At 61.4% G+C, this 13,331-nt stretch carries 12 protein-coding genes; 9 read left to right on the forward strand and 3 right to left on the reverse strand.

Annotated features, from left to right (window positions below):
• The first annotated feature begins 27 nt into the window (after positions 1 to 27).
• The 4 genes from JBO08_RS01745 (at position 28) to dacB (ending at position 5,342) form a co-directional block, all read left to right on the forward strand.
• Complete coding sequence (locus JBO08_RS01745) at positions 28 to 300, forward strand: GIY-YIG nuclease family protein (RefSeq protein WP_065890478.1); 273 nt, start codon at positions 28 to 30, stop codon at positions 298 to 300.
• A 75-nt stretch (positions 301 to 375) separates the two neighbouring features.
• Complete coding sequence (locus JBO08_RS01750; RefSeq protein ID WP_220074573.1) at positions 376 to 1,311, forward strand: glutathione S-transferase family protein; 936 nt, start codon at positions 376 to 378, stop codon at positions 1,309 to 1,311.
• Between the two features lie 109 nt (positions 1,312 to 1,420).
• On the forward strand, positions 1,421 to 3,844 hold the full coding sequence (locus tag JBO08_RS01755) for a TonB-dependent receptor (protein WP_220074572.1): 2,424 nt from the start codon (positions 1,421 to 1,423) through the stop codon (positions 3,842 to 3,844).
• A gap of 52 nt (positions 3,845 to 3,896) precedes the next feature.
• Positions 3,897 to 5,342: a D-alanyl-D-alanine carboxypeptidase/D-alanyl-D-alanine-endopeptidase gene (gene dacB, locus JBO08_RS01760; RefSeq protein WP_220074571.1), complete on the forward strand. Its 1,446-nt coding sequence runs from the start codon at positions 3,897 to 3,899 to the stop codon at positions 5,340 to 5,342.
• A 1-nt stretch (position 5,343) separates the two neighbouring features.
• Here dacB and JBO08_RS01765 read toward each other — a convergent pair whose 3' ends face one another.
• Positions 5,344 to 6,123, reverse strand: a complete 780-nt coding sequence (locus JBO08_RS01765) for an IclR family transcriptional regulator (RefSeq protein ID WP_065871725.1) — start codon at positions 6,121 to 6,123, stop codon at positions 5,344 to 5,346.
• 120 nt (positions 6,124 to 6,243) lie between these two features.
• Between JBO08_RS01765 and hmgA the strand changes: the two genes are divergently transcribed.
• The 4 genes from hmgA (at position 6,244) to JBO08_RS01785 (ending at position 10,910) form a co-directional block, all read left to right on the forward strand.
• Positions 6,244 to 7,527, forward strand: coding sequence for a homogentisate 1,2-dioxygenase (gene hmgA, locus JBO08_RS01770; RefSeq protein WP_220074570.1), 1,284 nt, complete (start codon positions 6,244 to 6,246; stop codon positions 7,525 to 7,527).
• 3 nt (positions 7,528 to 7,530) lie between these two features.
• Positions 7,531 to 8,817 carry a fumarylacetoacetase gene (fahA, locus tag JBO08_RS01775; RefSeq protein ID WP_220074569.1) on the forward strand — a complete coding sequence of 429 codons (1,287 nt, stop codon included), beginning with the start codon at positions 7,531 to 7,533 and terminating at the stop codon, positions 8,815 to 8,817.
• A gap of 12 nt (positions 8,818 to 8,829) precedes the next feature.
• Positions 8,830 to 9,471, forward strand: coding sequence for a maleylacetoacetate isomerase (maiA, locus tag JBO08_RS01780; RefSeq protein ID WP_065879575.1), 642 nt, complete (start codon positions 8,830 to 8,832; stop codon positions 9,469 to 9,471).
• Positions 9,472 to 9,542: 71 nt separating this feature from the next.
• Complete coding sequence (locus JBO08_RS01785) at positions 9,543 to 10,910, forward strand: aromatic acid/H+ symport family MFS transporter (protein WP_220074568.1); 1,368 nt, start codon at positions 9,543 to 9,545, stop codon at positions 10,908 to 10,910.
• Here the strand turns inward: JBO08_RS01785 and JBO08_RS01790 are convergent.
• Positions 10,907 to 11,710 (reverse strand): SirB1 family protein, encoded by an 804-nt coding sequence (locus JBO08_RS01790; protein WP_049709855.1) that lies wholly within the window; start codon positions 11,708 to 11,710, stop codon positions 10,907 to 10,909. The two genes, JBO08_RS01785 and JBO08_RS01790, sit on opposite strands and share 4 nt — an antisense overlap.
• Before the next feature lie 185 nt (positions 11,711 to 11,895).
• On the opposite strand from JBO08_RS01790, the gene JBO08_RS01795 reads away from it, so the two are divergent.
• Complete coding sequence (locus JBO08_RS01795) at positions 11,896 to 12,915, forward strand: Glu/Leu/Phe/Val dehydrogenase dimerization domain-containing protein (RefSeq protein ID WP_065871730.1); 1,020 nt, start codon at positions 11,896 to 11,898, stop codon at positions 12,913 to 12,915.
• Between the two features lie 54 nt (positions 12,916 to 12,969).
• On the opposite strand, the gene JBO08_RS01800 is transcribed toward JBO08_RS01795, so the two are convergent.
• On the reverse strand, positions 12,970 to 13,230 hold the full coding sequence (locus JBO08_RS01800) for a YebG family protein (protein ID WP_003171979.1): 261 nt from the start codon (positions 13,228 to 13,230) through the stop codon (positions 12,970 to 12,972).
• Between the last annotated feature and the right edge of the window lie 101 nt (positions 13,231 to 13,331).

Here is a 13,331-nt window from a genome sequence, read left to right on the forward strand (position 1 = left end):
CGTCCCTTGGTCTTACCGAATGCACCCGTGACCACGCCTGAACCCAAACCCTGGTTTGTCTACCTGGTGCGCGCCGCCAATGGCTCGCTGTACTGCGGCATCAGCAATGACCCGGTGCGCCGCTTTGCTGCTCACCAGAGCGGCAGGGGCGCGCGGTTTTTCCTGTCCAGCCCGGCCGTGGCGCTGGTGTACACCGAGCAGTGCGCGAGCAAGGGCGAGGCGTTACGCCAGGAGCGGTTGATCAAGAAGTTGAAGAAGAGCGCCAAGGAATGCCTGGCGGCGAGTGGCTCATTGATTTGACTGATGGGCTCTCATCACCCCCAATCGGGTTTTTGCAGGCTAAGCTAGCGGCTCATTTCAAGAGCGGAAGCTGGCATGTCTGAGTTGATTCTTCATCACTACCCGCAGTCCCCCTTCGCTGAAAAAGCCCGCCTGTTGCTGGGCTTCAAGGGCTTATCCTGGCATTCGGTGTTGATCCCGCCGGTGATGCCCAAGCCTGACTTTACCGCCCTCACTGGCGGCTATCGTAAGACGCCAGTGTTGCAGGTCGGCGCGGATATCTACTGTGACACCGCTATGATTGCGCGTCGTCTGGAACAGGAAAAAGCCGCTCCTGCGTTGTTTCCCCAAGGCCTGGAAATGGTCGCCCAAGGCTTCGCTGCCTGGGCTGATTCGGTAGTGTTTGCCCACTCGGTTGCGTTGGTGTTCCAGCCCGAATCCCTGGCGGTCAAGTTCGCCAAGGTGCCGCCGGAAATGATCAAGGTATTGGTGGCGGATCGCAGCAAACTGTTCAGCGGTGGCACGGCGGCGCGTCTGCAACTGGACCAGGCCAAGCACCAATGGCCGGTGATCATCAACCGCATTGATCAGCAACTGCGGCACCAGTCGGGGGATTTCCTGTTCGGTGAGCCTTCGATTGCCGACTTCTCCCTGGCCCACCCGTTGTGGTTCCTCAAGGGCTCTTCGGTGACGGCGCCTTTGGTGGATGGGTATCCCTGCGTTGTTGCATGGCTGGACCGTGTGCTGGGTTTTGGCCATGGGACCTCCACTCAGATGAGCGCCGAGCAAGCCTTGGACGTGGCGCGCAGCGCGACGCCGGCGGCAGTGCCGCATGAACTGTTCGAGGACTTGAACGGCTTCGAGCCAGGCCAGCAAGTCACCATTTGCGCAACTGACTATGGCACTGACCTCGTGGCAGGCGAGTTGCTATTTGCGGGCCGCGAAGAGCTGATCCTGAGGCGCACCGATGAGCGCGCGGGCACCGTGAATGTGCATTTCCCACGCTTCGGTTTCCACATTCAGGCGCAATAAGTAAAAATATTTGCAAATAAGGGTGAGGTAAATTGCCGGCCCATCCGTGTAGTGCATGAAACTGCGATCTATTCGCATTAACAGCGTTTTCTACACGGGTTCTCATAGCATGAAGTCGACGGCGGGCGGTTTGGTTAAACAGTGGTTGGGCGCCTCGGTATTGGCAGCGTCGGGGCTGGCGTTGCTACCCCTGTGCGTGGCGCAGGCGCAGGAGCAGCAAAGCGCCCAGTTCAGCTTTGCCCTGGCGGCCAAACCGCTGCCCCAGGCCCTGAGCGACTTCAGCCGGGTCACCGGGATCAGCGTGATCTACACCGATGAAGCGCCCTACGGCCTCACCGCCCCGGCAGTCAGTGGGCAGATGAGCGCGACCCAGGCCCTGCAACGCCTGCTCGGTAACAGCGGCTTTACCTTTCGCCAGATCGACGCACGCACCCTGGCCCTGGAACCGGTGCCCACCGAGGGTGCGGTCAACCTCGGTGCCACCACCATCAGTGGCGTCGGCCAACAGACTCAGGACAGCACCAGCTACCAGCCACCGCCGACCAGTTCGGTGATGCGCTCCCGTGCCTTGCTGCTCGAAACCCCGCAAACCGTCAACGTCGTCCCCGCCCAGGTACTGCGTGACCAGACCCCGCGCAACCTGGATGACGCCCTCGCCAACATCAGCGGCATCACCCAGGCCAACACCTTGGCCAGCACACAGGACGCGGTGATGCTGCGCGGCTTTGGTGACAACCGTAACGGCTCGATCATGCGCGACGGCATGCCGATCGTGCAGGGGCGTGCGCTGAATGCCACGGCGGAGCGCGTCGAAGTGCTCAAGGGCCCATCCTCGCTGCTGTACGGCATCCAGGACCCGGGCGGCGTGGTGAACATCGTCAGCAAAAAGCCTGAGCTGGTGCAGTCCACGGCCCTGACCGTGCGCGGTTCAACCTTCGGTGACGGCAAGAACGGCAGCGGCGGCAGCCTCGACACTACCGGCCCGATTGGCGACAGCGGCCTGGCGTATCGGTTGATCGTTGACCATGAAGACGAGGATTACTGGCGTAACTTCGGCACTCACCGTGAGAGTCTGATCGCGCCGTCGCTGGCCTGGTATGGGGACACCACCCAGTTGCTGTTGGCCTACGAACATCGCGAGTTTCTCTCGCCGTTCGACCGTGGCACCGCCATCGACAAGTCCAACCACCCGCTGGATATCCCGTCTACCCGGCGTCTGGACGAGCCGTTCAACAACATGGAAGGCCGCTCCGACCTGTACCGCTTCGAAGCCGACCATGATTTGAACGACGACTGGAAAGCTCACTTCGGCTACAGCTGGAACCGCGAAACCTATGACGCCAGCCAGGTGCGCGTCAGTGCCGTGAATACCAACGGTACCCTGACCCGCAAGATGGACGGCACCAAAGGTGCGATCACCACCGACCGTTTCGCCACGGCCAGCCTGGAAGGCAAGGTCAATGTGCTGGGCATGCAGCATGACCTGGTGTTTGGCCTGGATGATGAATACCGCAAGATCTATCGTGCCGATTTGATCCGTCAGAACTCGCGCGCCGCCAGCTTCAACTACAACAACCCGATGTACGGCAACGAAGTGGCGGGCACCACCGTCAGCGCCGCCGACAGCGCCCAGACCGACCTGCTGCGCAGCGACTCGCTGTTCTTCCAGGACGCGATCCACCTGACCGACCAGTGGATTTTCGTGGCCGGCGCGCGCTACCAGATGTATGACCAGTACGCGGGCAAAGGCGTGCCGTTCAAGGCCAACACCAACGGCAATGGCCAGGCCTGGGTGCCGCGTGCGGGCCTGGTGTACCGCTACACGGATGAATTGTCGTTCTATGGCAGCTACACCGAATCGTTCAAACCCAACTCCACCATTGCCGCATTGGCCGATGGCAGCACCTTGACCGGCGACCTCACGCCCGAGGAATCCAAGTCCTGGGAGCTGGGGGCCAAGCTCGACATCCCAGGGCGTATCACTGCCAGTGCCGCGTTGTTCAATATCGACAAGCGCAATGTGCTGGTCTCGGTCGGTTCCGGCGCGAACACCGTCTACAGCATTGCCGGCCAGGTGCGTTCGCGCGGCCTGGAACTCGACGCCAGTGGCCAAGTGACCGACAAGTGGAGCCTGATCGGCAGCTACGCCTACACCGACGCACTGGACGTCAAGGACAACGACCCGACACTGGAAGGCAACCGCCTGCAAAATGTCGCCAAGCACACCGGCTCGCTGTCGGTGGCGTATGACTTTGGCAACATTTTTGGCGGTGATCAGCTGCGTGTGGGTACCGGTGCGCGCTATGTCGGTGAACGCGCAGGTGATGCGGCCAACGATTTCACCCTGCCGGGTTATACCGTGGCGGATGCATTTGCCACCTACGACACCAAAATCGATGGGCAAAAGGTCAAGTTCCAGCTCAACGTGAAGAACCTGTTCGACCGCGTCTACTACACCTCGGCGGCGAGCCGGTTGTTCGTGTCCATGGGCGATGCGCGACAAGTGTCGGTGTCCAGCACCCTGGAGTTCTAAGGGCGATGTGGTAGCGTTGCCGCCATTGATGATTGGGCGGAAAACAATACCGATGCCGTTTGGACGATGGATACACCTGTTGTGCTTGAGCGTGTTGCTGGGTGGTTGCGCGAGTGTTTCGACGACTTCCACCCCGGCAACCCTGGACCAGCTCCTGGCCGATCCGGCCTTCAATGGCGCCACCGTTTCGGTGATGGTGCGCGATGCCCGCAACGGCGACACCCTCTATCAACACAACCCGCGTACGCGGTTGATTCCCGCGTCCAACCTCAAGCTGTTGACCACTGCGGCAGCGCTGGATGTGCTGGGGCCGCAGTACCGTTTTTCTACCCAGTTGTTGAGCAATGGCACGCAGCAAGGTGAGCGCCTCACCGGCAACCTGTACCTCAAAGGCCTCGGCGATCCGACCACGCAGTTCGCCGATTACCAGGCACTGGCGGCACAGCTTGCAGGCCAAGGCGTGCGCCAGATCCAGGGCGACCTGGTATTCGACGACACCTTTTTCGACGCCGAACGGCTGGGCGTGGACTGGGCACAGGACGATGAAAGCACCTATTACGGCGCGCAGATTTCAGCGCTGACCGTGTCACCCAACACGGATTTTGATGCAGGAACATTGCTGGTTACGGCGAAGGCGCCCGCCGTGGTTGGCCAACCGGTCAGCGTGATGTTGAGCCCGTCCACCGATTACGTACAACTGAGCAATCGCGCCGTCAGCGGACCCGGCAACAACTACGGCATCACCCGCCAGCACGGCACCAATTTGCTGCAGCTCAGTGGTGCGTTGGCGCCGGGTAAGCAAAGTCGACAGTGGGTGAGTGTGTGGGAGCCGACACAGCTGGTGGCCAATCTGTTTGAACAGGCGTTGGCACAGCAGGGCATTCAGGTGATGGGACGGCGTGTGATCGGCGGTGCAAGCCCTGTGACGGCCAGGGTCCTGGCCGAGCATCAATCGGCGCCGTTGCAGGAACTGATCACGCCGCTGCTCAAGCTGTCGAACAACAACATGTCTGAGGCGTTGCTCAAGGCCATGGGCCGTAAGGCGTCGAATACAGGTACGGCGCAGGCCGGTGTCGCGGCAGTGGCGGACTTCATGCGCCACCAGGGTTTGGACCCGATGACGCTGAGCCAGGTCGATGGTTCGGGCTTGTCGCGGCGCAACCTGGTGTCGTCGCAGAACCTCACGGACCTGCTGCTGGCCACGGCCAAACAGCCCTGGTTCGAGGCGTGGTACACCGCCTTGCCGATCGCCGGCAACCCGGACCGCATGACCGGCGGCAGCTTGCGTTATCGCTTGCGCGGCACCGCGGCTGAGAACAACCTGCACGCCAAGACGGGGTCTATGGCCGGGGTCTCCTCGCTGAGCGGCTATATCACCGATGCTGACGGGCGACGCTTGGTGTTCTCAATGATCAGCAACAACTACCTGAGCGATGCAGCGCCGATCCGCGCGCTGGAGAACCGCGTGGCACTGGCCCTGACTCAATGGCACGATTAGCTCAGGGCTGATAGCCCATTCGCCAACTCACGGCCTGGGTCGCCGCCAACAAGCGTTGCGCCGCCGGGCCATCTTCATCGGCATGGAACAGTGAGGTGGGGCCGACCACGGTCATCACCGCCGCCACTTGGCCGATGGCGTTGAACACGGGGGCCGACAAGGCGTCCACCCCAGGCATCAGCAAACCATGCACAAAATGCAGGCCACGGCTGCGGATCTGCTGGCAGACGGTGGCGTAAGCCTGGTCATCGGCCAGGGCATGGGCGATACCGGCCTGGATCTCGCGGTCACGCAATTCCACAGTTTCCCGCGACGGCAGAAAGGCGCTGAACACCAGCCCGGTGGACGAACTGAGCAGCGGCAATACGGAACCCAATTGCGTCACCACCGTGACGGCGCGCACGGCGGGTTCGATCTGCACCACGGTCGCGCCCTGGTTGCCCCACACCGCCAGAAAGCAGGTCTCATTCAATTCGTCGCGCAACTCTGCCAGCGGCATTGCGCCGACTTTCAATACGTCCATGCTGCCCAGCGCCGCCAGGCCCACGCGCAAGGCTTCACGGCCCAGGCCATAGTGGTTGGTGGCGGTGTTCTGTTCGGCGAATCCCGAGGCGATCAACGCCTGCAGGTAGCGGTGCACCTTGCTCGCAGGCATCTGCACATGCTCGGCCAAGCGCGACAATGAGGTCGCCGGCGACAGTTCGGCCAAGGCCTTGAGGATGTCGGTGCCCACTTCGGCCGAGCGGACTTTCTGTTTACCGGTGTCGCGAGGCTTTTCCATGGAGGGGCGAGAATCCGAGAGATGAATGGGCGTCTTTATAGCTTGACGGTCGATAGTGATCAAATTACGTTATGCGTAACTGGATTACGATAAAAACAACTTCCGTGTAGAGGATGATCCATGAACCTCGAATACCTGTCGGGTTTCGGCAATGAATTCGCCAGCGAAGCGCTGCCCGGCGCATTGCCGGTCGGCCAGAACTCCCCGCAAAAAGCGCCTTATGGGCTGTACACCGAGCTGTTCTCCGGCACAGCGTTCACCATGGTGCGCAGCGAAGCCCGGCGTACCTGGCTTTACCGCATTCAGCCGTCGGCTAATCACCCTGCGTTCGTCAAGCTTGCGCGGCAATTGGCTGGTGGGCCGTTGGGCGCGGTAACGCCCAATCGCTTGCGTTGGAACCCGTTGGATGTTCCAAGTGAACCGACGGACTTCGTTGATGGGCTTGTAGGAATGGTCGCCAATTCGGCGCTGGAAAAACCCTCTGGCATCAGCATCTATTACTACTGTGCCAACCGTTCGATGGAGCGCGTGTTCTTCAACGCCGATGGCGAATTGTTGATCGTCCCCGAGCAAGGTCGGCTGCGTATCGCCACGGAATTGGGCGTGCTGGAGGTGGAACCGCTGGAGATCGTCGTGCTGCCGCGAGGCCTCAAGTTCCGCGTCGAACTGCTGGATGCCCAGGCGCGTGGCTACGTCGCTGAGAACCACGGCGCGCCGTTGCGCCTGCCGGACCTGGGCCCCATCGGCAGCAATGGCCTGGCCAATCCGCGCGATTTCCTCACGCCGGTTGCGCACTACGAAGACCTGAAAAAGCCTACGACGCTGGTACAAAAATTCCTCGGTGAACTCTGGGCCTGCGAACTCGACCATTCCCCGCTCAACGTCGTCGCCTGGCACGGCAATAACGTGCCGTACAAATACGACCTGCGCCGTTTCAACACCCTCGGCACCGTGAGTTTCGATCACCCGGACCCGTCGATTTTCACTGTCTTGACCTCGCCGACCAGCACCCACGGCTTGGCTAACCTCGACTTCGTGATTTTCCCGCCGCGCTGGATGGTGGCCGAGAACACCTTCCGCCCGCCGTGGTTCCACCGCAACCTGATGAACGAATACATGGGCCTGATCCAGGGCGCCTACGATGCCAAGGCCGAAGGCTTCCTGCCCGGCGGCGCGTCGCTGCACAGCTGCATGAGCGCCCACGGCCCGGACGGCGAGACCTGCACCAAGGCGATCAACGTCGAGCTGGCGCCGCACAAGATCGATAACACCATGGCTTTCATGTTCGAGACCAGCCAAGTGCTGCGTCCCACACAGTTCGCCCTGGAATGCCCGCAACTGCAAAACACTTACGACGCGTGCTGGGCCTCGCTGCCCGCCACCTTCAACCCGAATCGGAGATAACCCATGACTCAGCCAACACTAACGCGCAGCTGGGTGACCTCGGCCAATGGTCACGCGGATTTTCCCCTGCAAAACCTGCCGCTGGGGGTGTTCAGCCTCAACGGTTCGGCACCGCGCAGTGGCGTGGCGATTGGTGATTCCATCCTTGATCTGCACGCCGCCTTGGATGAGTTCGACGGTGAAGCGCGTCGCGCCGTTGAAGCGACCGCTGGCGGCCAACTGAACGGGTTTTTTGAACTCGGCCGTGGCCCGCGCGTGGCCTTGCGCGAGCGTCTGCTGGAACTGCTGGCTGAAGGCAGTAAACTGCAAACCCGCGAGGCACAGGTGCTGCACCGCGCCGCCGATTGCCAGATGCACCTGCCGGCGAAAATCAATGACTACACTGACTTCTACGTCGGTATCGAACACGCGCAAAACGTCGGCAAACTGTTCCGCCCCGACAACCCGCTACTGCCTAACTACAAGTACGTACCGATTGGTTACCACGGCCGCGCATCGACCATCCGTGCCTCGGGCACCGAGGTGCGTCGTCCCAAAGGCCAAACCTTGCCAGCTGGCCAGACCGAGCCGACCTTCGGCCCATGTGCGCGCCTGGACTATGAACTGGAGCTGGGCATCTGGATCGGCCAGGGCAATGCGATGGGCGATTCGATCCCCATTGGTGACGCGGCCGAGCACATCGCCGGTTTCTGCCTGCTCAATGATTGGTCGGCGCGGGATATCCAGGCCTGGGAATATCAGCCGCTGGGGCCGTTCCTGTCGAAAAGCTTCATCACCACCATTTCACCGTGGGTGGTGACCGCCGAGGCCTTGGAGCCGTTCCGCAAGGCGCAACCGGCGCGGCCTGAGGGCGACCCGCAACCACTGCCGTACTTGCTGGATAAACGTGACCAGGCTGCGGGTGCGCTGGATATCGAATTGGAAGTACTGCTCACCACCGCCGCCATGCGCGAGCAGAACCTGCCGGCGCATCGCCTGGCCCTGAGCAACAGCCTGCACATGTACTGGACCGTCGCGCAGCTGGTTGCGCATCACAGCGTCAACGGCTGCCAGTTGCAAGCGGGTGATCTGTTTGGGTCGGGCACCTTGTCGGGGCCGCAAGAAGGCCAGTTCGGCAGCCTGTTGGAAATGACTGAAGGCGGCAAAAAGGCAATCGAGTTGCCGTCCGGCGAAGTGCGCAAGTTCCTGGAAGATGGTGACGAAATCATCCTGCGCGCCCGTTGCAGCCGCGAAGGTTTTGCTTCCATCGGCTTCGGCGAATGCCGCGGCACCGTGGTCGCGGCGCGCTAGGAGGGCAGGGCGATGGAACTCTATACCTACTACCGTTCCACCGCGTCGTACCGGGTGCGTATCGCCTTGGCACTCAAGGGCCTGGATTTCAGTGCCGTGCCAGTCAACCTGCTGGTGCCGGCGGGTGGTGCCAATCGCCAGCCGGAGTACCTGGCGATCAACCCACAAGGTCGCGTGCCGGCGTTGCGTACTGATGAGGGCGAGTTGCTGATTCAGTCACCGGCGATCATCGAATACCTGGAGGAACGTTATCCACAGGCGCCGTTGCTCTCCAAAGACTTGGCGACCCGCGCGCATGAGCGTGCGGTGGCGTCGATTATCGGCTGTGATATCCACCCACTGCATAATTCGAGCACCCAGAACCTGCTGCGGCAATGGGGGCATGACGAGACGAAGGTGTTGGAGTGGATCGGTCATTGGATCAGCCAGGGGCTGGGTGCGGTGGAGCAATTGATTGGTGACCAAGGTTATTGCTTTGGCGACCAGCCGGGGTTGGCTGATGCGTTTCTGATCCCTCAGCTGTATGCGGCAGAACGCTTCAAAGTGCCATTGGCGGCGTATCCGCGCATTGGGCGGGTGGCGGGGCTGGCGGCGCAGCATCCGGCATTTATCCAGGCCCACCCTGCCAATCAACCCGACACACCCCAACCCTAAATGTGGGAGCGAGCAAGCCCGCTCCCACATTTGTTCGGCGTGATCCTTATAAAAATAATAGGTACCTTGCGATGCACAACCAAATTGCCAGCTTTCGCGCGGCACTCGACGCCCGTCCGGTATCGCGCTATCAGTGGTTGATTCTCCTGTTGCTCGCGCTGCTGCTGGTCACCGATGGCTATGACGCCCAAGTGCTGGGATATGTCGTGCCAGCGCTGGCCAAGGATTGGGGGCTGGAGAAAGCTGCATTTGGTCCGGTGTTCAGCGCCAACCTGCTGGGGCTGACGCTCGGCTCATTGCTGGTCACACCCTTGGCCGATCGCTTTGGCGTACGCCGCATCCTGCTCGGCTGTGTGCTGATCTACGCCAGCCTCACCGTGTTGATGGTGTTTGCCAACTCGCTGAACACGCTGATGGCCGCACGGTTTATCTGCGGTATCGGCATGGGAGGCGCGATGCCGAGTGCGATGGCGTTGATGTCGGACTATTCCCCACCACGCTTGCGCACGCTGATGGTGACCTTGGCGGCTTGTGGCTTCTCGTTTGGCGGGGCCGCAGGTGGTTTCGTGGCGGCAGGGTTTATTGAAGGCTTCGGGTGGCAGGCAGTGTTTCTTGCCGGAGGCGTGACGCCGTTGCTGCTGTTCCCGTTTCTGGTGTGGCTGCTGCCGGAATCCCTGCCGCGTTTGCTGCGTGATGCCCCGCCCTATGCACGGTTGCGGACGGTGACGGTGCGTATGCTGCCCGACTGGCAACCGCCGCTGGCGACACAGGCAGAAAACCAACAGGAGCAAGGCAGCAAACTGACGGTCGTGGAGTTGTTCCGTAACGGCTACGCGCGCCCGACCGTGCTGATCTGGGCGACCTTTTTTGTCAGCCTGATCCTGCTGTATTTCATGATCAGTTGGTTGCCGTCGCTGCTTCTGGAAAGTGGGTTGACACTTAAAGACGCCAATCTGGTGACATCGATGTTCCTGTTCGCCGGCACCTTGGGCGCCATCGGCATGGCCTGGTTCGCCGACCGCTTGAAAAGCAAAGTACGACTACTGTCAGGCGTGCTGGCGGCGGCTGCGGTGTGCACCGTTTTGCTCGGCCTGAACCATGACAACCCTCGCTATTTGGTGGCCTGCGTCTTTGCGGCCGGGTTTTGCATCATCGGTGGCCAGTTGACCCTCAATGCCTTTGCCAGCAACTTCTACCCGGCGCATGTGCGCGCTACCGGTACGGGCTGGGCATTGGGGGTAGGGCGATTTGGCTCAATCCTGGGGCCGCTGTTTGGCAGCATGCTGCTCGCGATGCATATCCCGGTGGAGCAGATTTTCTTCTTCTGCGCGATACCGGCGGTGATTGCGGCGTTGTTGATTATTCAGGTGCGTTCGCCCGGGGTTGAGCTGCCGAAGAACCCGATGACTGGGGATATTCTTAAGACGCCGCAGGCTTAATGCACCACTGAATTGGGCGGCAGGTGCCCCAGCCGCTCCGTCAGGCGCAGGCGTTGGATGGGGTCTTCGCTGAGCATCAACGCGTGCTCCAGGTCGAAGCGTTCCGCGTTAGGGCAGTCCAGGCGCTGATACAGGCTGGCCCTCGCCAGGTAATCGGCGGCGCTGGCATTGCCCAGTTCCAGCACGCGTTCGGCATCGACCAGCGCTTCAAGCGGGGCGTCATTGGAAAGGTGCAGTTGCCGCAGGTTGCGCGACAGCCGTTGCAGGATCGAACGCGGGTCGGCGGTGTGCAGGTGGTCGGCCTGCAACTTGAGGTTGGGGCCATATTGGCGTTGCAGCAGGTCGCGACAATCATTGGGGTACAGACGTCGGCCGCCGCAGGGGTCCAGCAGGTGATCGGCACCGGGTACCCGCAGCAGGAAGTGGCCGGGGAAATTCACGCCGACCATGGGGATGTCGAGGCGCCGCGCCAGTTCCATGGCGATCAGCCCCATGGCCAAGGGTTGTCCACGTTTGCGTTGCAAGACCTTGTCCAGCAGGGCGGCGGCGGGGCGCAAGGGGGTGAATTCATCCTGGGCAAACCCCAGGTCATTCATGCGCCGCAGCAGCGGCTGGGCCTGCTCATCCGCTGGCAGCATGGGCATGCCCAGGCTCACCTGCTGTTGCAACAGGGTCAGCTCCTGCAGGATCAGCAACGGCTGCACCGCCGGGTCATGCTCGGCGGCAATCCACAGCGCCGCTTCAAACAGCGCAGGTGGTGAGCGTTCCAGGCAGGCGAAAAAGGCTTTGCGGGGATTCATTGCATTCTCCGGCATATGCCCCCGTTTTAGCCTTGCTGGGATTTTTCGTCCAGTGGCTTAGAAAATATCCTGCGCTTATTTCCCAAGTCCCGCAAAAACGGGCGTCTTATTCCAGCGTGGTCCGGCACTTTTCTGCCACACGCCTATACTTGGCCCACTACCAGAAGTGATTCGGGAGCTTGACGATGTTTGCTCTCATGCATAGCACCCGCCTTGAATCGCTGCACTTGAGCGTCGACCCGGTCACCGGGCTGAAGGCGGTCATCGCCATCCACAACAGTCGCCTTGGGCCCGCCCTCGGTGGTTGCCGTTACCTCTCCTACCCCGACGACGAAAGTGCCGTGGCCGATGCCGCGCGCCTGGCCCAGGGCATGAGCTACAAGGCCGCACTGGCGGGATTGCCGGTGGGCGGCGGCACCGCAGTGATCCTGCGCCCAGGCCACGTGGAAAACCGCGCGGCACTGTTTGAAGCGTTTGGCCGTTGTATCGAACAACTCGACGGCCGCTACATCACCGCTACCGACAGTGGCACCTCGGTGGCGGACATGGATTGCATCGCCCAGCACACTCGTTACGTGACCAGCACCACCGCCGCGGGCGACCCTTCACCCCATGCCGCCATGGGCGTGTTCGCCGGCATCCGCACCACCGCCATGGCCCGCCTGGGCAGCGACAACCTGGAAGGCTTGCGCGTGGCCATCCAAGGCTTGGGCAATGTCGGCTACGCCCTGGCCGAACAACTGCACGCCGCCGGCGCCGAATTGCTGGTCAGCGACATCGACCATGGCAAGGTGCAGCTGGCCATGGAGCAACTGGGCGCGCACCCCATCGCCAACGAGGCGTTAATGAGCACGCCGTGCGACATCCTCGCGCCCTGCGGCCTCGGCGCCGTGCTCAACCGCCAGAGCGTCGGCCAACTGCGCTGCGCCGCCGTGGCCGGTTCCGCGAGTGCGCAACTGACCAACCTGCAAGTGGCCGACCAACTTGAAGGGCGCGGCATCCTCTACGCCCCCGACTACGTGATCAACTCCGGTGGCCTGATCTACGTGGCCCTCAAGCACAGCGGCGCAGAACTGGCGACCATTACTGCGCACCTGTCCAACATCGGTACGCGCCTAACCGAAATCTTCGCCCACGCCCAGGCCGAAAAACGCTCCCCCGCACGGGTGGCGGATGAACTGGCCGAACGGTTGCTGTACCAATAACCCGCTATTAAAAAGGCCCTGAATCGATGATTCAGGGCCTGTTCAATTCTGGCTTTATTCCGCCGCAGCGTTGAGCAACTCGGACAACGCGTCCGGCTGGCTCTTGAACGCCTTGGCAAATACATCGCGGTTCTTCGCCATGTAGATCCCGGCTTCTTCCACCTGCTGCTCACTCAGGGACGGCACGGCTTTTTGCAACACTTCTGCCAGCAGCTCAGCGAGCTCAAGCATTTTGTCATGACGGTCAGCTTCGGCTTTATCCATGAACAAACGCTCCAGATCTCGGCTGCTGCGGTATACCACTTCGACGGCCATTCACCACCTCACATGCCTTCACGATAGTTGTCTTTTGCGACTACTGTATTTATATACAGCAAAAAGAGTAAGCCAAACCGTGGGGTTTGGATAGCAGTTTT

The sequence above is a fragment of the Pseudomonas sp. LAP_36 genome (assembly GCF_019456785.1).
GTDB classification, from domain to species: domain Bacteria; phylum Pseudomonadota; class Gammaproteobacteria; order Pseudomonadales; family Pseudomonadaceae; genus Aquipseudomonas; species Aquipseudomonas tritici.